This window comes from Ehrlichia ruminantium str. Welgevonden (assembly GCF_000026005.1).
In the GTDB taxonomy this organism is placed as follows: Bacteria; Pseudomonadota; Alphaproteobacteria; order Rickettsiales; family Anaplasmataceae; genus Ehrlichia; species Ehrlichia ruminantium.
On sequence record NC_005295.2, the window covers coordinates 960,698 to 983,886 of the forward strand.

A 23,189-nucleotide genomic window follows, 5' to 3' on the forward strand; every position below is an offset into this window, starting at 1 on the left:
CTACACTTACTAAAGATAATACTATACAGAACACAATTACCATAATCATATAATGTATAACTTAAATAAAATTTTTTCCTAAAAATAACTTTAATGAATTCATATTGTTATGGTCCTTAGATAAACCAACAGTTTTTATACCTTTAATATTACCACTGATTTAAAACTCCATATTTATAACAACTAACCATTAACAATTCACTAATAAATCTTAATTCACCAATACATTTATAATCTACAAATAAGCTAACAGTTTACTGAATAACATATCACATAATTTAAATTCTATGCTTGCAACAATACAGATTTACTAAAAACAGCTTTTAGTCCAATAATTATTTAAACAATCAACATGTTATTTTAAATAACATCACATATTTTTTTTAAATAACTTGAGTCACTACATACATTTATAATACACAACAAACTAACAATTTTCATACTTTAAACATGATAACATGTTTTTTTTTTAACTCTATGTTTTTAAAATAATACACATATCAAAAATGGTAACACACAAAGAAAAATTATATTGATTCCACAAATAACTTTAATTAGACTATAGACAAATAGTACTTAAATAAACTAACATTCCCCAATTTTGTAAGATTACAACACAGATTTTAAATCTTGCACTTTAATAACAGTACACTTACAAAAGATGGTTCAACAAAATAATAATTAATTATTATTCATCACAAAATACATTATTAAAAATTAAAGATATAAACACTTTTCCAGTAATAGCAAAACTATAAGATTATAAAAAGCCCACTATTTATATTAGTCATAACCCACATAAAAACTTATCTAACAACCAGATACAAAATTTCTTGCTTGTTAACTGTAATTTAAACAAAGCTATTACACCAATATTTACCTAATTTACATAACACATACTTATAGATAACTCATATAGACAACTTACTTGTCTTAATAATATACACTTGCACTGATTTTATACAATTTCAATTTTAGATCCAATAATAAAGATCATATGCTTAATCACAATGCTAATACATAAATCATATGATAAAGATACCTAATAATAACTTCTACAAATGTTTTATTTAATACTTAAAAGATTTTCCATCTTTTAAGTAATACTAATTTCATATCATAAAAAAAAGTACCATATCATAATTTATATATATTTTTCACCAAATAATTGTATATAGTAGTAAATACTATAAAATTTTTAATTGCATCATAAATATATTAATAATATACTAATAATGTGTGTTATTTAAATTTATGAGGGTTTATGTTATTAAATAATAGTCATATTATTCCCGAGACATTATCATTTAGAGTTCTCAAAGCACTAAGACATATTGAGAAGTTACAAGTAAAAGCTATTACGTGTATAGGACATACGCATGATAGAAACAAACTTATTACATTAAATCAAGACCATACAGTAAACACATCTCACTTAGAAGGTGAATCCATAGTGCGTGTACTATGTACTGTATCTAAAAAAAGAATACTAAGAAATCCTGATATTAAAGAACTACATGATCTTGTTAATCCTGGTGTACCGGTAAAGCCATTAAATTTAACCATATATTGTGCAGTAAACCGATTACAACATAATAATTTTACAAATATATTTCCTAATACTAATTTTACACAGAATAGTTCAGGAGTGTTAAAAAAACCTGTTAAGGTAGTTACTCCTACTGAAACAGTAGGATATCCTGTATTATTTCTACCCACAAATTGTGTACTTAATTTCAATGAGGCAGAAGCATTAAGAGAAGCAGAAATAACAAGTAATTTTCAAATAGTACGTGATGATACCATAGTAAATACTCAAGAACAAGCAGCTACATGTTGTAGTTTATTATCATGTACTACTACTACTGCTAGCACCAACCAAAGACAAGATTCAACAAGTAGGTAATTATATATTTTAAGCTACTGCCTACCTATTGCTGGTTTCAAGTATAATACAAAGTATCAATACTTTTTTTATATTATGTAACAAAATTTTCACCTGTTACTGCTATTACGTTGTATTAACCACCTAACAGCAGTAACAGCTATGTATCATTATTTACAGTGTCAAAATAAGCTAAAGTAAGTATTAAATATAATTTAGCACATCATCCTGTAACAAAGATTTTTCATGCTTAATTCTATATACATTATTATCTTTATGATTATTGTATTTAAAGAAAATACAGATTCCTCTAAAAAAGTCAGATTAACAAATTTCAAACAATAATACATAAATTAACATCATCTGTATAATATGATCAATTATAAGTTATATTAACAAAAAGCTTGACTACATAGATTTTTATTAAATCATGTATAACAACATAAATATACAAATAAACTAAATTGTTTATAGAAAAAATTACATCGCATTTTTTTATAATTATGTTTTATAGCTATAGTAATTACCGAACTATTGTGAATCTACTCATCACTAGTACAAGTATAAAATTTTAAAACCTATATAATATATAAATACAAAATATAAAAACTGTAAGTCTTTTTAAGCATTATGAAGACAATATTAGTAAGTAGACTTAAATTATTTATGGAAAACATATGTTATGTTACTTCATACAAAATAATCATTAGTCACATAACATTATTTTTAATTATTATATACCTATTTATTACAAGTACAGATTTTAAAAAACCAAAATATCTAAATTATTTACCTTACTACATATTCTCCCAATTCGCAAAAATTCATCAATAAAAAAATCAGCATAGATAATGAACTCAGCAATTTAAAGCAAAATTACAACAAATGTAATATAGAACAGCAATCATACAGGTAAATACATTATATAAAACAATAACATATAGAATAATAAATCTAAATAAGCTGCTAAGAAGACATAAATAGAAAAAGCAATAGATTTATCTAAAAAATAATACAATGTGATAATTCTCTATCAATACAATCACAATGAAGACTATAACAATCAATCCGCAGTAACATTACTTTCGTAATTACTATTAATTCTTAATTTACTGAGTATTTTATCCACTAAGTTTTCTGGAGTAATTCCAAAATACTTATACAAATCTTTGAATGGAGCAGATATTCCAAAATCTTCCAAACCTACAAAAATTCCATCTTCTCCTATATACTTACACCAACCAAATGAATTAGCAGCTTCTACTGCTGCCTTTATACTTTTATTATTTAACAGACTTATAATATATTTTTTATCTTGTTTATAAAACAATTCCCAACAAGGTACAGAAACTACCCGGACACCTAATCCTTTACCTATTAAAATATCACTTGCTTTTAATGCAATCTCAACCTCAGACCCAGTAGCAAAAATTGTTACATCGAGATCATTCTTATATTCACGAATAATATATGCACCTTTGTTTGACATATTCTCTGCAACATAAGTACTACGTACACATTTAACATTCTGTCTAGATAATATCAGAACCGATGGAGCATCTATTAACTTTAATGCAATCTCCCAACACTCTAATACTTCTATAGCATCAGCTGGTCTAAAAACATACAAATTAGGAATTAACCTCAAAGATGGTAGATGCTCAACAGGTTGATGAGTAGGACCATCTTCCCCAACCCCTATTGAATCATGGGTCATAATATAAATAACTTGCCTTTTCATCAAGGCAGACAACCTTATAGCTGGTCTACAATAATCAGAGAAAATTAAAAATGTACCACCATAAGGGATTACTCCCTTATGCAATGCCATACCATTCATACATGCTGCCATAGCATGTTCTCTAACTCCATAATGTAAATAAGAACCAGAGAAATTATCTTTATTAATTACCGATGTAAATTTTGGTTTAGTATTATTAGAATTACTAAGATCTGCAGAACCACCTATCAACTTACCAGTACTACCCATTATAACATCTAATACTCTACCTGAAGATTTACGTGTTGCTTCATTCAAATTCAAGCTACATAATTCCTCTTTTAAACTCTTCAAATTCAAAAAAACCTCATTAGATACACCATCAGCCATCACATCCATAAAATCTTGTGATGTCTTGCCATACTCACTAACTCGTTCTACCCATAATTTATACTCTTCCTCTGAATTACACGCAATATCTTGCCATAATTGCAGAATTTCCTCTGGGAACTCAAATGGCTTATAAGCCCACCCTAATCTCTTCTTCATTACAATGATATCTTCTTCAGTCACTGGCCAACTATGTATATCACAAGTATTTTCTTTTGAAGGAATAGTTTTGCCAATAATAGTCTTACAACAAATTAGAGATGGCTTTTTAGAATTTTTTGCATTTTTAATTGATGATTCAATCTGAGAAAAATCATGCCCATCTATTTCATCAACATCCCATCCATAAGATAAAAATCTACCTTTAACATTATCAGAAACAGACAATGATATAGGACCATCGATAGAAACATTATTATCATCAAATAATACTATTAATTTATCTAACTGCAAATGTCCAGCTAAAGACGCAGCTTCATGGCTAATTCCCTCCATAAGACATCCATCCCCAACCATAACATAAGTATTATGAGATACAATATCAGCTCCAAATTTTTCAGATAGTATTTTTTCTGCTATTGCCATACCCACAGCAGAAGCCAATCCCTGACCTAGCGGACCAGTTGTAGCATCAACTCCAGGAGTACAACCATATTCTGGATGGCCAGGTGTCAGAGAATGTATTTGCCTAAACTTTTTTATCTCTTCTATATCCAAACATCCTAAGAAATATAATATAGAATACAATAACATTGACCCATGTCCATTTGATAAAACAAACCTATCCCTATCAAACCAATTAGGATCCTTAGGATTAAATTTTAAAAACTTAGCAAATAACATAGTTCCTACATCTGCCATACCAAGAGGCATACCTGGATGTCCAGAAGCGGCTTTTTGTATAGCATCTATTGAAAGTACTCTTACAGCATTAGCCATGGCAATCATATTACTATATTTTTGACTCATATGCTCATCTCATTAATTTTATATAATTTACACAGTAACATAATAATACATATCGTAATTATACTTTTAAATACTTATCCACTAAGTAATTTTTATAAAAACCAACATTTAATTTTTGTCCAGTAACTTTCTTTAAAAAATCTATACTGTTATACCTACCCCCATAATGACATATATTTCTATTTATCCATGAAAGAAATAATGAAAAATCACCCTTTTCAACTTCTAACAAAATCTGAGGTTCATCCTTTTGCATAACACTAAACATCTGTGATGCAATAATAATAGAGATTATATTACATGGAATATACCCAAACATCCCATTTACCCAACTATCATCTTGTAAAAACCCTTCAAAATCATCAGTTGGTGTAACATTAAAGTAATGCTTCATACCCTGAATCCAAGCATCTGGCAAATCCTGTACTTGTAAAGTATCATTTATCATTTCTTTTTCTAAAGTATATCGCAACATAATGTGAGCTAACAAAGTGACCTCATCAGCCTTATGCATAAACAAACTTGGTTGAACTTGACTAAAATAAGATTGAATATTTTCATAGCATCCTACCTTCCCCCTAAAAGAAAACTGTTTTTTCAACTTAGGAGCAATAAAATTTATAAATTCCTTACTCATCATTAAATGTTCTGATATAAGAAAACTTAAAATCCCAGGTATTATACTACCAATATTCCAACACAAAGGTTGTTTACTCCACTTTATAGGTGGATTTAAGGTACATAAAACATAACCTACTCTTTTTAGTAAAGATTTTAAACCAATCTTATAATCACTCTTATCATAATTAATCAAAAAACTAACATCTTCTCCTAACAAATATCTACTACTCTCAAAACCCTGATGATTAATACTAATATTATCAGATACAATACCAAAATAAGATAAACAATCATATCCTAAGTTAATCTGTTTATTTTCATCGATATCTCTTGGAGAATAAACCTTAATCTGCTTTTGCTTGGTATTCACTTCGGTCATAAACTGACGAAAAAAAGCTCCAATTTCAGTAAAAATACCATCTATTTTCTTAGTATTTAACTTGGAATCCTGTGCTCCTAAAATTACATCATACTTAGAAATCTTTAAACTTTCAGCTTTAATACCAGCAATCTCACCCACTAATCTTATAACTTCAGATAACAAACCTATTACATCATGTATAGAAACATCACCTTGACGTAATGATAACCAACAATTCTTACATTTTTCCTGTGCTTTAAAAAGTTCTATAGTTAACTCTAGTGGCACCATATTACTATTTCTACATATTATCTCCATATGGTTCAAATTGGCAAGTTCCCATTCATTTAGTTTTGCCTTATTGGTTAGTGAACACTGTATCATTTCATTAACCATTTCACTAGTTATAATCTCATGTCTAATTTCTTTAAGTGTACAAATATGTTCTATTCTGTCATCTACACCATTCTTATTTGTTTTTAAAACATTAATAACGGAATTAACATGTCCCACCTTCTGAAAAACTTCTTCTAAAAACTTATAATATTTCATATGTATAACATACCACGTGTTAAATTCACTCTTGATCAATAAAAAATTAATTAAATAATATCAATAGACATGCAAGACTTTTCTAAAAAATATACTAAGCACACATCAAATACTCAGATTATACCACATCAAATAATATATTAACAATAAAAGTCATTTAATACCTAAAATCACTATAGATTTTCAACAAATAAATGTATAATATACCTCTATTTTCATTAGCATTAATACTCCAAAATCATTGATTAATATAGAACCTATTTAAATATATTAACCTTAAAAAAAATAATAATAACACCTTTTCTAAAAATAAGAACTTACTTAATGATTTCACTTAATACTACTTTAACTATGAGTATTTTGTTATCTAGTAATATATAAATAACCATATAACTTACATTCATAGCAAAAGCAAGTAATCATCATCTAATTACCAGAAATTAAGTATATTTTTTCTTTATCATCATATATATCACAAACATTTCATCTTATTTTATAAGAAAAGTTTATAAAATATCTAGAATCATCATAAAATTCCATTAATAATCCGATATAAAAGGATTATCATCACACTTAAAGTTCAATGTGACATATTATAACACATTAACAAAGCATTACAGGTAAGATAAATTTTTATAAAACTACTCTATTCTAAGAATACTTTTATTTTTCTCTTGACTTAAAACAATTTTACGCAATGATCATGATTGATTTTGTTTCAATAACAGTTGAGGCCTTATGCGATATCAGTTAATAGTTGCAAATTTGATTCTATTATGCTTAACCTTAAATGGTTGTCATTTTAACAGTAAGCATGTACCACTAGTAAATGTTCACAATTTATTTTCTAACATAAAAGCTATTGATAAAGTATATTTTGATCTCGATAAGACAGTAATAAAAGATTCAGATAAAGTACTACTTGAAAAATTAGTACAAAAAGCACAAGAAGATCCTACAACTGACATTATTATCGTTGGACATACTGATACTCGAGGTACAGATGAATACAATTTAGCTTTAGGAGAACAGAGAGCAAATGCTGTTAGGGATTTCATAATAAGCTGTGATAAATCTCTAGAAAAGAGAATTACTGTTAGATCCAAAGGAAAGTCTGAGCCAGCAATTTTGGTATACTCTAATAATCCTAAGGAAGCTGAAGATGCACATGCTAAAAATCGTAGGGTAGTTATTACACTTGTAAATAATAGCACATCTACAGATAATAAGGTTCCTACAACAACTACACCTTTTAATGAGGAAGCACATAATACCATTAGCAAAGATCAAGAAAATAATACACAACAACAAGCAAAAAGTGACAACATCAACAATATTAATACACAGCAGAAGTTAGAACAAGACAACAATAACACACCAGAAGTAAACTAGTTTTACATACCCATCCTCTACAAACTTTACTGTAAATAGGTATTCTATTGTAGAGGAGTGGAAATTTTTTTTAAGGCCATAGTTTTAGTATAATGGATTATTGTTAACACACCATAATTTTACTATCTTTTAATATTGTAATATTAGTACATAAAATATGTGTAGGTACCCACACTTAAGCATGCAAGTATTTTTTATATTAAAAATATTTTTTAGCTTAGCAAAGAATAATATTACTAGCTTATTAATTATACATCGTAATCTTACTATCTTCTAATATCGTAATATTAGTACATAACATATATAGATATCCATATTTAAGCATGTAAGTATTTTTTTAGTATTAAAAATATTTTTAGATAAACAAACAATAATATTACTAGCTTATTAATAACACGTACTTATAACTAATGAGTTCATTATGGAACCATTACATACATGTTTTTTATTATCAGAAACTGCAACAATATCATATAACATACAGAACAGTAGATGTACTATATAAATACAAACTCAGTAACTTGCCATTGTACATATTTTCCTGTTTTACTAGTGCATTTTAGCAATGCTAATTACAATAACTTCATACACATATATACTAACAATATGGATATCTGAACTAGCAATTTATCATTATACGTTATTTTTATATATAAAGTTACATGCTAATTAATATAAATTTTCCATAGTAATTCAAGAACATAGATACAAAAAATAACAGATTTAAACACTAAATAATTTGACACAATTTCTTTATTTTGCTAGTGTGACTTGGGATTTATACAAATAAAGCTATGACAAATATAGTAGTTGTAGGATTACAATGGGGTGACGAAGGTAAGGGAAAAGTTGTAGATTGGTTATCTAATAATGCAGATGCCGTAGTTAGATTTCAAGGAGGCAATAATGCAGGTCATACTATAGTAATACAAGAGAAAACTTATAAATTAAATTTACTACCTTCTTCTATTTTACACAATAACAAATTATCAATAATAGGTAATGGGGTTGTCCTAGATCCTTACGCTCTGATGTCCGAAATTGACAACTTAAGAATCAACGGAATTAATATTAACACTCAAAATCTTGTAATATCAGAATCTTGTCCTTTAGTACTCAATATACATAAAGAAGCGGACACGTTATTTGAACAACTAAGACAAAATACTATAGGTACCACAAATAAAGGAATTGGTCCATGTTACGCCGATAAGATCAGTAGAAGAGCTCTTAGAGTATGTGACCTATTTGATAAAAAAGACATATTGTACAATAAGGTCAATAACCTTTTAAATTACCATAATCTATTAAGACAAAATTTTAATATTCTACCAATAGAAGCAAGCAAGTTAGTAGATGAGCTTTTAGATATCGCACCAAAAATATTACCATTTGTTAAACCTGTATGGAAAGTCATTCATGATCTAACACAACAAAATAAAACAATAATCTTTGAAGGAGCCCAAGGTACCTTTTTAGATATTGATCATGGAACATATCCTTTTGTAACATCAAGTAATACTATAGCACCACAAGCATTTGTTGGAGGAGGTATTAATCTATCACATAGTTCTTGTGTTCTAGGAGTAATAAAAGCATATACAACACGAGTAGGAAATGGCCCATTCTTTACTGAACAAAAGAATGAAATAGGTAAGTCTATGTTTGAACGAGGTAATGAAATAGGAACAGTAAGCAATAGAGAAAGAAGATGTGGATGGTTTGATGCCGTATTAGCAAAACAAGCAATCATATTATCTGGCGTTTCAGGTCTAGTCTTAACTAAGCTCGATGTATTAGATCAGTTTAGTGAAATAAAAATATGCACACAATACAAATATGATGGTGTAATATACGATTACATTCCAGCATCATCTTATGTACAAAATAATTTAGAACCAATTTATGAAACAGTTCCTGGATGGAAAGAAAATACATTTGGCAGTGTTACATATGAAGACCTACCTAAAAATGCAATATCTTACATAAAAAAAATAGAAGAAATCTTAAAAGTACCAGTGTATTTGATATCTACAGGACCAGAAAGGAATGCCATGATTATCATTAACGACAAGTTCCTTAAATAGACTTCTATATCTAGAATATAGATCATTATTAATTAATAATACTATATGTTATTTTAATTACAATACTAATATGTATACTACTATTTAATACGTTTACATATTCTAGCAACAGTATTACCTTTGTATTTATACAAGAATAATGAATTAATAAATTTTGTCGATTCTCTCTTGATAAATCACTGTTTATTGATTGTTAGTTTAAAACCTTTGCATAAATAGAGATTCTGTAGAATATATATTACACAAGTATATTATTTTTATATAAAAAAAACCCTGGCCCCCTTTTTCCTAGACAGATAAAAACCAAAGGATTTACTATATATAAAACCATATTAATTATAGTCTAACGTGTTAATAATAAATAAAGTATTTCTTAATTTATACTTAAAGCCAGTTATATAAAAACAACATAAGTAATACTATTTAAATAAAGATCTCAATACCACAATCATTTAAACTTAATCAACATTACACTATATAATACTATTAAATATTATAACAAACTCTTGCAGACACTGAAAATATATATTTATATATGTCAATAATTATACTGGAAAGTTGACCAATATAAACATACCACAAAATTACGTATAATTATAAAGACATGAACATATTCATTAATAAGCTACTAAACCACAAACTACAGATCAGTTGTATAGATTTAACAAACCAAAACTCTACAATTAATAGTAACTAAACTAAAGCTGTACAATAACAAGACATCAAACATATGCTATTTTATACATAGACATGATAAAATATACTTAAACATAACAAAATATAGTAGAAATACTTAGTAAAATAACTTAAATACAATATTTAGTGACATAGTTATCATACAACTAGAAGTTCAAGCAAATATCATAAAAACCATTATACAAAACTATAACACTTACAGTAAAACATATGAGGTATGCATAAGAAATAAATATTGTATAACAAAAGATCACAAGAATGAATACAGATCTAGAATAATACTTAATAATATTACATATGAATTACACAAAAAGAGATATAAAATGTAATCACCATAATACTAGGTATTAAAGTCATATTAATTAACCAAATATCGCTATATATCACATATACAGAAAAATAAATATTACATAATAAAAAATCATAACATGTAAATAGAGATCTCAAATAACTCCTAATAATATCCCAAACAATTATACAAAAAAAACTTTAGATTAATTAAAGTAATATAATTAAACCAAGTATAGAAAAAATAAATATTTATATAAAAGAAAACCATAATACGTAAACAAAGATCTAGTATAACTACTAAAAAAATAGTACACATGAATTACATAACAAATATATTAATCATTTACATGACATAATCTAGATATAATAAAAACTTAAATAATTGTAGAATATTGTGTAAATCTATAAATAATACGCTAACATATAGCATGCTAAAATTATGTGATAAGAAACTATGATAATATAAACATAAGATTTACAATACCTTGCTAGAATAACACTAATATTGTAAAGCAATCAGTACTTTAGCTTATAAGTAAGTTATACAACAACGACACAGTTATACATTTCACTGATAAATTAAATAAATCGCTATATAATAAGTGTTTTTCACATTGAGTTACAATTCCAGCAACTCTACAGTTAACTCACCCTAATAGAAAAACTGTAATAATATTCTCATCAAGACTTTACAATATAAATATATAATTTTATTGAACTAATGTATACACTAAACTTTTTATATGATCACTAAATATAAACTTAAAAGTTAGATATTATAACCCTACATCTGATAAATCTTTACCATATCTAACACCTGTTGTAAAATTAATACTGCAGCAATTTTATCATCTATTTTTTGAGATTCTTTTCTCTTAATATTAGCTAATTTTGCTACCCTAGTAGCCATAGCAGTACTATATCTTTCATCATGCAAATAAATATTAATTGCATACTTTTTAATCATACGATTTGCAAATAACATTACTTTATCACATAACTCATTACCCATACCAAATAAATCAAGTGGCAACCCAATTACCATTGAACCTGCATCATTTTCTATAAGTATACCATATAAACTACCTAAATCTTTTCTGGTATTTTTTCGAACATATACACTATGCGGTATTGCTATTAAATTTGTTTTATCACTTAAAGCAACTCCTATTTTCTTTTCTCCAAAATCTAAACACATAATTCTCTTTGTTTTATCTATAACTTGTTCAAATTCATTAATATTTTTATACAACACTATATTACGTTACCCAGTATACATTACAAATCTATAAAACTTAGAATTTTAAAACCACAATATATATAATCTACAACACACATATATGTAATACACAACTAGAGAATATTTTTCATATCTAATTCATATCAAAAATCACAGAATTAATTAATACAGGTCCTAACTCTTTACTCTATAACTGATCACCTACATATATTTATAATGATACAATAATAATTTTCTAATGTCTTTAAAATCACTGAACATTTGATATTTTTCTCATGTCTGATGATAAGCAATACTTTTACTCATCAAAATACCTGACTATTTAGTATGCTATTATAAAAATTCATTACTTATATAGGTCATCTATAATTTTAACATGTTAATTAATTCATCAATATTACTGACATGATAAACATTCATCATAATCAAAATTTGTGATCTGTTTACACTGCTCAATTGATTTTTCAAGTGCACCACGAGACACTTTATCTGCACGCTGAATAGACTTTGACCTGGAGTAATATAAACTTTTTAAGCCTTTTTTCCATGCAAGAAAATGTATTTTATGTAAATACCTCTTATGTACATTAGCAGGTAGAAAAATATTAACAGATTGTGCCTGACATATGTATTTTGATCTATCACTACTATGCTCTATTATCCACCTTTGATCAAGCTCATATGCAGTTTTAAATACTAACTTTTCTGTATCAGTTAAAAAATCTAAATGTTGAACTGAACCCTCATTAGTTGAAATGGTAGACCAAACTTGATCATTATTCTCACCTTTTAATATCAAGAGTTTTTGTAAAAATTTATTTCGTACAATAAAAGAGCCAGTTAAAGTTTTATGGGTAAAAACATTAGCTGCGTAAGGTTCAATTCCAGGAGATGTATTCCCAGCAATAATTGAAATAGATGCAGTAGGAGCAATAGATAATTTATTAACAAACCTTTCCATAACACCAGCATCCTTAGCATCAGGACAAGGCCCTTTTTCTATAGCAATTCTATATGATGCAGCATCAGCATGTTTTTTTATATGAGAAAATATCTTTTTGTTCCACATAGTAGCTGCTACCGATTCAAAAGGAATCATTTTACTTTGCAAAAATGAGTGAAAACCCATAACTCCAACTCCTATACTACGCTCACGCATAGCTGAATATTTTGCTCTTTCCATTTCATTAGGAGCTTTCTCTATAAAATCAGTCAATACATTATCAAGAAATCTCATTACATCTTCTATAAATAACTCATTATCTTTCCACTGCTCATAATATTCAAGATTTAATGATGAAAGACAACATATAGCTGTACGAGACTTATTCAAATGATCATATCCAGTAGCAAGAGTTATCTCAGTACATAAGTTAGACATTTTTATATCCAAATTTAGTTTTTGATAAATCTCTGGTTTATTACGATTAACATGATCAATAAACAATATATATGGCTCACCAGTTTCAACTCTGGCAGTTAAAATCTTTATCCAAATATCACGTGCTTTTACAGTAAAAATAACAGATTGATCCTTAGGGCTAATTAAATCCCACATTGCATCATTTTCAACACACTTCATAAAATGATCTGATAATACTACCCCATGATGTATATTTAATGCTTTTCTATTAGGATCACCACCTGTAGGCTTTCTTAAATCTAAAAACTCCTCAATTTCTGGATGCCAAACCGGTAGGTATACAGCAGAACTCCCACGTCGCAAAGACCCCTGACTAATTGCTAAAGTTAAAGCATTTTGTACTACAATAAACGGTATAATCCCTGAAGTTTTTCCACTACCACGAACTTTCTCACCTATAGATCGTAAATTACCCCAATAGCTACCTATTCCTCCACCTTTTGAAGCTAACCATACATTTTCATTCCATAAATCAACAATACCTTTTAAACTATCTTCCGTTTCATTTAAAAAACACGAAACCGGTAACCCTCTATTTGTGCCACCATTACTCAATATTGGAGTAGCAGGCATAAACCATAGCTTACTCATATAATCATATAACCTTTGCGCATGCTCTGAATTATCTGCATAATACTCAGAAATTCTTACAAATAATTGTTGATAATCTTCATTTTCTAGCAAATACCTATCAGATAATACAGCCTTACCAAAAACTGTTAGGTTATTATCCCTTTCGTAATCAACAATTACTGATCCCATAATTTTTACCTTATTTTTCGTCCATAAATCTTATACATACTATCAAAAATATTGTCCATATAATATATATTGTATTTGTCTATTATGTAAAACACAATATATAGAAATATAAATATATTAAGCAATATACATAATTATCAAACAGGGGTACATTTTACACAGTAAATTTTATTATTACTAGAAAATATTCACCTAGCAAAATTGAAATAATAGCACTATGAGAAAAAAGATTACAAAATGCGAAAGTGACTCCCACGGGAGTCGAACCCGCGTTACCACCGTGAAAGGGTGGTGTCCTGGACCACTAGACGAAGGAGTCATACCGGGTGATTATAAAAGTGAACATTATTATAGTCAAACATTATTGTTTACAATTTATTTCACTATGTAGTTATATAAAACATCCCTATCCACTAAAGTATAAAACTATACTAAGATCAAGTAAAGCCAATCATCACTAATTTATTTACTTAAATATCATACTACCAATATATAATTACTAAATTTTAAATATCACAAGCAGCAATAAACAAATAAATATACTTTTCTCAGAACTACACATTTTAAATTACTTGTACTTCTAATCTGGATATATAAAGATCATATATATGCTTAATGTGAGTATTATCAGTATAATCAGCTATTAAATTACTAACTAAATATTTTCTAAAGTACACGTTGCCAATTATTTGTATATAATAAAGTCCAATAACTACAATATCTTGTTACATGAAAGATAATCTCAAATATTATTGATAACAACAATATAAAACACATACTTCATCAATACTCAAATAGATATTTTTTGTCATAAAATTAAAACAATTTTAATTAACAAAATACAATCCACTTTACACACACCACATAACTCATAATCTTTAGAATCACAAAATTATAACAGTATTGCACGATACTTAGTAATACCCCACTAAGATCTTTTTCTTATGTCTTAACAACCAACACAATGCCAAAGAAACATTCATTTAACAGTACACTATAAATTTATAGTATACTAATAAACCAAAACTAATAGTTAATCGATAAACCAGTATAATTTAAGCAACATACTACAATATTAGCATAACATACAACACAAGTCACATTACTATTAGTACATAAGAAAACATTTTGTGTTTTTTAATAATAGAAAAAAACTTATTAAGGTTATATAATAAGGCAATAAAAGTATGTTTATACAAAGTAATAAATTATAAAATTTCTATATGATTCAAAACTAAAATATTATTAACAATCAATACTTTATACATAAGCACATACAACCTGAAATAACCTAGATTAATAAAACCAGTAATATAGATCAACTAATATATATTGAAAGAATATATTCACCAAAAACTAACAACATAAAACAAATTCACTAGATTAGTATTATCTGATAACTCCTTTAGTAAAATTATAATCAAATACTATCAATTACTCATAACCTATTTAACACAAGCTAATATAAGCCAATAATAAAATACATAACCAACATTCATTTAACAACAAAATTGATCTAAAACTACTCAACATACAAAAAATCACTAAGTATCTATAATAATTCTTTTAATAAAATTATATATTAAACATTTATAACTGATTTTAAACATAAGCTCACATACATTAAAAACTGCTATTTATAATAATCTATAACTAACGCTTCTATTGAAAAATAGATCTATCTCAAATAAACAATAAGCAAATACCTTATTATCCAGAATAATACATCTAAAATTACACATATTATTATTTTACAATGGATTTGTAATCTTATTATTATTTCATTTATTACCACTTATTATAGAATACATATTCTTAAATATAAATTTGGTTCAAATATTAGATAATCCATACTATAGGATTAAGCTATTTGATTATATGAGATTAACATTATTAAGTACTAATAAAAACAAGACAACCAACATGGTACATCTCGTTGATAATACAAGTATTACAAATTTCGTAGTGAAATATTCATAAATAACATTGCATATTATCCATGAAATTTCTATAATCTTAAAAATTTCGAAGAAGTAACTTTAGGATTAGTATTGTTTTATAATATATCACATTTAATGGAAAATTACAGTAGGTTATTTACTAAAGAACTGTACAATATCTTACCTAAAGCTGATCATGATGATATACTTTTAGCATCAATGAAATATTCTCTTTTCACTCCTGGAAAATATATACGTCCTTTCTTAGTCAACGCATCTGCACAAATATTTAATGTGAATATAGACAGAACATTACCTGTTAGCGTTGCGATTGAACTCATACATGTTTATTCTTTAATACACGACGATTTACCAGGTATGGACAATGAAGATACACGTAGAGGACAATTAAGTTCTCACAAAAAGTTTACTGAAGCAATTGCAATATTAACTGGTGATGCACTATTAACTTTAGCATTTGAAGTATTATCCACAATAAATGAATCACCGTATATACGTTGTCGTATTATACAGGTATTAACACAGGCCATAGGATACCAAGGAATGATTAAAGGACAAGTACTCGACACTGAAACAATTGCTAAGGATATTAATGATATAAAGACTATGCATACACTAAAAACAGCATGTCTATTCTCTGCAGCATGTGAAGTAGGAGGAATACTTGGTGGTGCTTCAGATACAGAACTTAATTCTCTAAAAAATTATGGATTAAATCTAGGATTTGCCTTTCAGATTAAAGATGATATAGCAGACATATGCAAAGATATATCTAAAAATAATATTCTCAATATATTAAGCAAGGAAGATACTGAAAATTACATAAGGTCGATAGTAGATAAATCTATAGAATATTTAGCTATTTTCTCAAATAAAGCAAATATTTTAAATAACCTAGCTGAGTTTATAAGAAATTTATAATAATGATGAAGAAAGTACTACATAAGTTATTATATGTTTGTTTAATTATAGTAGTTTTAATAACTATAGGAAAAATATTTGAACCACTATTCATAAAAATAATGTCTGATAAGGAACACATTGATAATAGTAAACCATATCACATTAGTTTTCCTAATAGTTTTACATATAATCTAGGATACAAGTTACTTAGACCAATTATTGAATCTCGCATTGATCACTACATAAAAGAAAACGGATTGGCAGAATACTTATCACAAATAAAACGTAAAACTATAATTGAAGATTTATTTACACAACATGATTATATTAAAGGATCTGGAAAAACAGCATTATGTGGACAAAACATTTCAGCAATAATATACAAATTTTCATATACTGATAATAGTAAGGAAATATTGAGTGAAGTATTAAAAAATACATTACAAGAAATACAATTCAAACTAGGAGATAGCATTATTAAAGAAATAAACTATGCAATAGATGGTATGAAAGAAGGAGGTGAACGCATTGTTATATTAACAGATCAAAAAGGGATACCAAAAGAGCAATACTATATAAAATTAGTATCTGTTAATTCAACATATCCTGACTCAATTAATAACTTACTCATATTTAGTAGTATTATTGAAAGCTATGAAGGCATTGTGAACAAATTTCGTTGTGGAGATACTGTAAGTATAAAGTACGACGTACGTGAACTAAACGGTAATACAATACTACAAGATCAAGAATTAAAATTTACTATTGGAAAAAATGAAGTCCCTCTTGCAATAGAGCTAGGTGTAATTAATATGAGACAAGACATGGTCAGACATATTATTGCACCATTAGAACTTTTGACTAATTTTGACAAACCTGACAATTTTGATGAATATAAAATAAAACTAATTGATATTACCTACATTAATCAACCACAACCTATACAAAAAAACGCAAAGCCCAGCCAATCTTAAGGTGATTATCTGTATAGCCACATAAAAAAGCTAAAAATAACGTTATTATATCAAATAAATTACAATCAACAATACTACACTAATATTATAGAAATCTACTAATATATTGATATAGTAAAATAACACACATTTACACAATCAATACTTAAATTCATAATAACTTGTGTCAACTTTATAAAACCAGCTATTTCATAAAAATAACACAAAACTATAAAACACCAAATAGCTTACTCACAATAAATGTCTCTATAAATAAATCAACTTGTTATTGTAATAATATAAAAACTAACCAACTTTAATAAAACAAATATATACTAATCTTTTATTTCCTAATTCATCTTAATAAGATTCAATATCCTTATACTAATACAAATCTTAACTCATATATTACCACCCCACACTAACAAATCCATAGAACCTGCTAAGTGTATATTATATAATATTAATTTAACATGTTAATGACTGAAAAAGTATTAACTTAAAGATCTATTTAATAAAATTTAACCTCTTCTATAACCTTAACTATTACCATTTTTAAGTAACTGAAGTATTTAAGACATTTGACAATTATATATCATATAAAAATCTGCTTAATGTATTAGCAATCGATCGATTATTCTCTCATAATATATGCAAGCATAAATGCCTATTTAACAAAACTTTATCTCTTCTATAACCTTAATTATTACTATTCTGAAGTAATGAAGTATTTAAGATATCTGACAATTATATGCCATATAAAAATCTGCTTAATGTATTAGCAATTGACAACTATTCCCTGATAATATATGCAAGCATAAAATGCCTAATTTAACAAAACTTTATCTCTTCTATAACCTTAATTATTACTATTATGAAGTAATGAAGTATTTAAGACATTTGACAATTATATACCACATAAAAATCTGCTTAATGTATTAGCAATTGATCGATTATCCTCTCATAATATATGCAAGCATAAAATGCCTAATTTAACAAAACTTTATCTCTTCTATAACCTTAATTATTACTATTCTGAAGTAATGAAGTATTTAAGACATTTGACAATTATATGCCATATAAAAATCTGCTTAATGTATTAGCAATTGATGGATTATTCTCTCATAATATATGCAAGCATAAAATGCCTAATTTAACAAAACTTTATCTCTTCTATAACCTTAATTATTACTATTCTGAAGTAATGAAGTATTTAAGACATTTGACAATTATATGCCATATAAAAATCTGCTTAATGTATTAGCAATTGACAACTATTCCCTGATAATCTATGTAGCATAAAATACCTACAGGAATCTTTATTAATAGTAATTTACTTATCTATTGAACATAACTTTAAGTATTACTAGTCATAATATTATAAAGACACACTTAATATTAAACATTGTAGACATTTTAACATGATTATCTAGGAAAATACTATCTTACTTATTATCTTTAACTACTATTTTCTTAATAATATAAACACTAAAAAATGCTATATAATTTAGCATGTCATCTTGAAGTATAACTGTTAAAGATCTATTCATAGCTATCTCTTATTACTTGCTGACTACTATTATCCTTAAGTTCACAACCAATACAATTTAATATACATCATATTATCATTAATTAACGTACCAATACTTCATATAGTTTATCACATTTGAGCATTACCATCCTTACTAACTGCAATACTGAAAAAAACTTGACAAGTAATATTATATTACATTTAGTTTAGTACACTAACAATTGATAGATTATTCTTCGAAGATCCATTCAGTAAAAACATAACCTCCTCTATCAGAGAAGGAGCTAATAAATAACCATGCCTATACAAACCATTAATACTAATTATATTACCATTAACATATATTCGTGGTAAATTATCAAGAAATGCTGCTCTACAATTTTTTGACATTTCTATAATCCTCGCTTCAGCAAAACCTTTATGTACTGAATAAGCTGAAGACAATAATTCTAATACAGATTGTACTGATACTTCAGACATATCTTCACTTTCTATTTCAGTAGCTCCAACAACAAAACGAAAACCTGGTCTAGGTACTATATATACACTATACTTAGGATGTACCATTCTTATAGGCCTATTAAAACTTACCTGTGGAGCATATAATACCATTATTTCACCTCTCACTGCTCTTAAACCAGGTAAATCATCCTTTGCTCCTATCCCTCTACAATCAAAAATAAATTCAAACTTATACTCTGTACCATTTTCTAAAATTACATACTTATCAACAATTTTACTTACACAAGTATGTTCATACCACTGAATGTTATATTTTGCTAAAGTGTGCATTATATTCTGAAATAGCCCTGAAGTATCAATATGACCTTCCCATGGTAAATATATACCATAAGGAAACAAAAGTTCAGGTTCCAATAATTTCAATTCTTGTTCACCCATAATTTTCAAATGATTAATCTTCAACTTTCTTTTGATGAACATCATAGACCTTTCAAGTTCCGACATATCATTTCTATGAGCTACAATAATACTACCAGACATTGTAAAAAAAGTATTCCCTACTAAACTTTTAATAATGTTTGGCCACAAATTCAATGACCTAATACCTAATTCAAAAACAACTTCCTCCATTTTTTCTAATTCTGAATACAACCCTAACATACCAGCAGCAATAGCACCACAACTTTTCCTATCATTTTTACCAAACTTATCAAATAAGGTAACTTGCCAACCATCTTGTAATAATCTTAATGCCAACAGCCTACCTAATAATCCCGCACCTACAACAGCAGCTTTTTTATTCATATAAATTCATATATTAAAAAATAAATAAAAATTTAAAATTACATAATTTCGTAATAAAACATTCGATTTAATTATAAACAGCATGTAGAGTCAATCATTATCAACCAACAAATCCAACAGAATAATTTAGAAAACCAATAAAAAAACACCTAAATCATAACAATATCTAAATTTCACATTTAATACATTCACCTAATTCAATATAAATGTGACTTTAACATTAATATCAAAAAAGCACTTATTATACAGTTTTCACAAACCTATAATACCTATATTATGATACTTATGTTCAGTTTTTATAATAATATATTAATCTTCATTACTATATAGCTTTACTAGCATATCTTATAAAAAATACTTCTTACAAGAATACAAACTAATAACATAAAACACCATCTAAGAATTCTTTTTATAACTAATACCTAGTAACTATGATTGTTTTAAAATTATATATATAACTTCTTCATTAATAGCATAAAAACACATTTAATATTTTACATGATACTATCTAAAGATTCACAGAGCTAATATTGTTAAACTTAGTATGTAAGCTGTAAACATTAACTGATAACTTTGTAATACTGATTATCTTACAAATAGTTAGTATATTAATTTGAAATGCCCCCCCCCCCCTTACAATTCTGAACAATTAGGTTGTAAAATACTTCTATGTTATACTAGTATTACTAAATAATAAGGACAACTATAGCATCTATATCTCAATCATGTATCCGTCAACACTATTGCATACTTAGAAGATTTTCACATACCATAACTATTATACAAAGTTGTATGATATAAACAATATAATTAATTATATCAGAACCATGTGCAATGTGTGCTCAAGCAATATCTTTTGCGAGAATACATAGATTGTATTTTGGAGTATATAATAAAAAATATGGTGGTGTTGAAAACGGTGCTAGAGTTTTTCACTTCTGTCATAGTATTCCAGAGGTATATGGAGGAATATTAAAAGAAGAAAATATGAAATTGATAACTAACTCTGCCTTAGTAGTATAAATTTTCATGCTACTTTTACCACTATATACAAGACAAATATGACTTAATTTGGCATTGTTACATATATACATTACATTGCAGAGAATTTTTATTGTTATACAATATTTTTATAATGTATAAACAACAGAACTTATTATCAGTAATATGTTTGTAATATTACTTGCTTACCATGTATATTATAACAATTAACTTGTATTTCATTTAATATTATAATACTTATAAAAACTATTAGGAAAATTTCACTATATTACACAATACCAAATCATCATAGTATTTGTTACAAATAGTCAGTTCAACAATCTTTATAAGTTATATTCAAACTTACCTTTATCGAACTATATCAGATTATCAAGTATTCCTCGTTGCAGTAATAAGTTTATAAGTATAAATTATTTTTAGCTTAAATAATACTTATAACTAATTTTAATAACATATACATAAAGCATACAAACTAGTTAGCTGATATATATTTATAAATATCAAACAATTTATAATAAGCTTGTAATATACATGTCTTTTAGAAATAATAAACCTCCAGCACCATATTACAATCCCATATTTTTGAAGATTCAACTCATCAAGCTTTACTTTACTAGGCAAATAAATATAACCTAATAGGTACAACCATTATAACTAACATAACAATATACTATTCCCTAAGTCTTCTAAAAAAGTTAGTCATCAGCCTAATATTTTCTTCTTCTAATATTCCTCCATATACCTCTGGAACACTATGACAGAAGTGAAAAACTCTAGCACCATTTTCAACACCACCATATTTTTTATTATATGCTCCAAAATACAATCTACGTATTCTCGCAAAGGATATTGCTTGAGCACACATTGCACATGGTTCTAAAGTTACATACATATCACATTGGTTTAATATATGAGTAGACAATACAATACAAGCATGCCTTATAGATAGAATTTCTGCATGTGCAGTAGGATCACAGTTCTTTACATTTGAGTTGTTTTGACAAGATATTACTTTACCATTATACACTATTACTGCACCAACTGGTACCTCCAAACAATCTTCCTGTGCTTTACCAATAGCTAATCTCATGTATGAGTAATTAAACACTGAATTTATCGTGAATTAAAATTATGATTATACAATAAAAACCATTTCTTAATATATATGTATTTTATTTTTTCAA

At 26.9% G+C, this 23,189-nt stretch carries 11 protein-coding genes, 1 tRNA gene and 1 pseudogene; 6 read left to right on the top strand and 7 right to left on the bottom strand.

The window, feature by feature from the left end; genetic code table 11:
* Positions 1–1,264: 1,264 nt before the first annotated feature.
* On the top strand, positions 1,265–1,906 hold the full coding sequence (locus ERUM_RS03040) for a DUF3023 domain-containing protein (RefSeq protein WP_011155239.1): 642 nt from the start codon (positions 1,265–1,267) through the stop codon (positions 1,904–1,906).
* 1,042 nt (positions 1,907–2,948) lie between these two features.
* On the opposite strand, the gene tkt is transcribed toward ERUM_RS03040, so the two are convergent.
* Together tkt and ERUM_RS03050 are read right to left on the bottom strand one after the other, a co-directional pair.
* Positions 2,949–4,964, bottom strand: coding sequence for a transketolase (gene tkt / locus ERUM_RS03045; protein ID WP_011155240.1), 2,016 nt, complete (start codon positions 4,962–4,964; stop codon positions 2,949–2,951).
* Between the two features lie 58 nt (positions 4,965–5,022).
* Positions 5,023–6,498, bottom strand: coding sequence for a gluzincin family metallopeptidase (locus ERUM_RS03050; protein ID WP_011155241.1), 1,476 nt, complete (start codon positions 6,496–6,498; stop codon positions 5,023–5,025).
* A gap of 738 nt (positions 6,499–7,236) precedes the next feature.
* Here ERUM_RS03050 and ERUM_RS03055 point away from each other — a divergent pair.
* Both ERUM_RS03055 and ERUM_RS03060 read left to right on the top strand, forming a co-directional pair.
* On the top strand, positions 7,237–7,890 hold the full coding sequence (locus ERUM_RS03055; protein WP_011155242.1) for an OmpA family protein: 654 nt from the start codon (positions 7,237–7,239) through the stop codon (positions 7,888–7,890).
* 794 nt (positions 7,891–8,684) lie between these two features.
* The gene (locus ERUM_RS03060; RefSeq protein ID WP_011155243.1) at positions 8,685–9,977 is read left to right on the top strand and encodes an adenylosuccinate synthase; all 1,293 of its coding nucleotides are present in this window, start codon (positions 8,685–8,687) and stop codon (positions 9,975–9,977) included.
* A 1,771-nt stretch (positions 9,978–11,748) separates the two neighbouring features.
* Here ERUM_RS03060 and ruvX read toward each other — a convergent pair.
* The 3 genes from ruvX to ERUM_RS03075 all read right to left on the bottom strand — a co-directional run bounded on the left by ruvX (position 11,749) and on the right by ERUM_RS03075 (position 14,708).
* Positions 11,749–12,219 carry a Holliday junction resolvase RuvX gene (gene ruvX / locus ERUM_RS03065; protein WP_011155244.1) on the bottom strand — a complete coding sequence of 157 codons (471 nt, stop codon included), beginning with the start codon at positions 12,217–12,219 and terminating at the stop codon, positions 11,749–11,751.
* A gap of 382 nt (positions 12,220–12,601) precedes the next feature.
* Complete coding sequence (locus tag ERUM_RS03070) at positions 12,602–14,389, bottom strand: ribonucleoside-diphosphate reductase subunit alpha (RefSeq protein ID WP_011155245.1); 1,788 nt, start codon at positions 14,387–14,389, stop codon at positions 12,602–12,604.
* A 246-nt stretch (positions 14,390–14,635) separates the two neighbouring features.
* Positions 14,636–14,708 (bottom strand) — tRNA-Glu (locus ERUM_RS03075).
* Between the two features lie 1,732 nt (positions 14,709–16,440).
* Between ERUM_RS03075 and ERUM_RS03080 the strand changes: the two genes are divergently transcribed.
* Both ERUM_RS03080 and ERUM_RS03085 read left to right on the top strand, forming a co-directional pair.
* On the top strand, positions 16,441–17,271 hold the full coding sequence (locus ERUM_RS03080) for a polyprenyl synthetase family protein (protein ID WP_011155246.1): 831 nt from the start codon (positions 16,441–16,443) through the stop codon (positions 17,269–17,271).
* A gap of 2 nt (positions 17,272–17,273) precedes the next feature.
* Positions 17,274–18,227, top strand: coding sequence for an FKBP-type peptidyl-prolyl cis-trans isomerase (locus ERUM_RS03085; RefSeq protein WP_011155247.1), 954 nt, complete (start codon positions 17,274–17,276; stop codon positions 18,225–18,227).
* Positions 18,228–19,938: 1,711 nt separating this feature from the next.
* Here ERUM_RS03085 and ERUM_RS03090 read toward each other — a convergent pair.
* Positions 19,939–21,003 carry an FAD-dependent oxidoreductase gene (locus tag ERUM_RS03090; RefSeq protein WP_011155248.1) on the bottom strand — a complete coding sequence of 355 codons (1,065 nt, stop codon included), beginning with the start codon at positions 21,001–21,003 and terminating at the stop codon, positions 19,939–19,941.
* Between the two features lie 822 nt (positions 21,004–21,825).
* On the opposite strand from ERUM_RS03090, the pseudogene ERUM_RS03095 reads away from it, so the two are divergent.
* A pseudogene (locus ERUM_RS03095) lies at positions 21,826–22,026 on the top strand (tRNA-specific adenosine deaminase); the annotation flags it as partial.
* A gap of 649 nt (positions 22,027–22,675) precedes the next feature.
* Here ERUM_RS03095 and ERUM_RS03100 read toward each other — a convergent pair.
* On the bottom strand, positions 22,676–23,095 hold the full coding sequence (locus ERUM_RS03100) for a nucleoside deaminase (protein WP_044148670.1): 420 nt from the start codon (positions 23,093–23,095) through the stop codon (positions 22,676–22,678).
* Between the last annotated feature and the right edge of the window lie 94 nt (positions 23,096–23,189).

What these genes read in the sequence shown, in the direction of transcription:
- ERUM_RS03070 (WP_011155245.1), bottom strand. Translation starts at nt 14,389, where the DNA reads ATGGGATCAGTAATTGTTGATTACGAAAGGGATAATAACCTAACAGTT.
- ERUM_RS03050 (WP_011155241.1), bottom strand. Translation starts at nt 6,498, where the DNA reads ATGAAATATTATAAGTTTTTAGAAGAAGTTTTTCAGAAGGTGGGACAT.
- tkt (WP_011155240.1), bottom strand. Translation starts at nt 4,964, where the DNA reads ATGAGTCAAAAATATAGTAATATGATTGCCATGGCTAATGCTGTAAGA.
- ERUM_RS03055 (WP_011155242.1), top strand. Translation starts at nt 7,237, where the DNA reads ATGCGATATCAGTTAATAGTTGCAAATTTGATTCTATTATGCTTAACC.
- ERUM_RS03100 (WP_044148670.1), bottom strand. Translation starts at nt 23,095, where the DNA reads ATGAGATTAGCTATTGGTAAAGCACAGGAAGATTGTTTGGAGGTACCA.
- ERUM_RS03060 (WP_011155243.1), top strand. Translation starts at nt 8,685, where the DNA reads ATGACAAATATAGTAGTTGTAGGATTACAATGGGGTGACGAAGGTAAG.
- ERUM_RS03040 (WP_011155239.1), top strand. Translation starts at nt 1,265, where the DNA reads ATGTTATTAAATAATAGTCATATTATTCCCGAGACATTATCATTTAGA.
- ERUM_RS03090 (WP_011155248.1), bottom strand. Translation starts at nt 21,003, where the DNA reads ATGAATAAAAAAGCTGCTGTTGTAGGTGCGGGATTATTAGGTAGGCTG.
- ERUM_RS03085 (WP_011155247.1), top strand. Translation starts at nt 17,274, where the DNA reads ATGATGAAGAAAGTACTACATAAGTTATTATATGTTTGTTTAATTATA.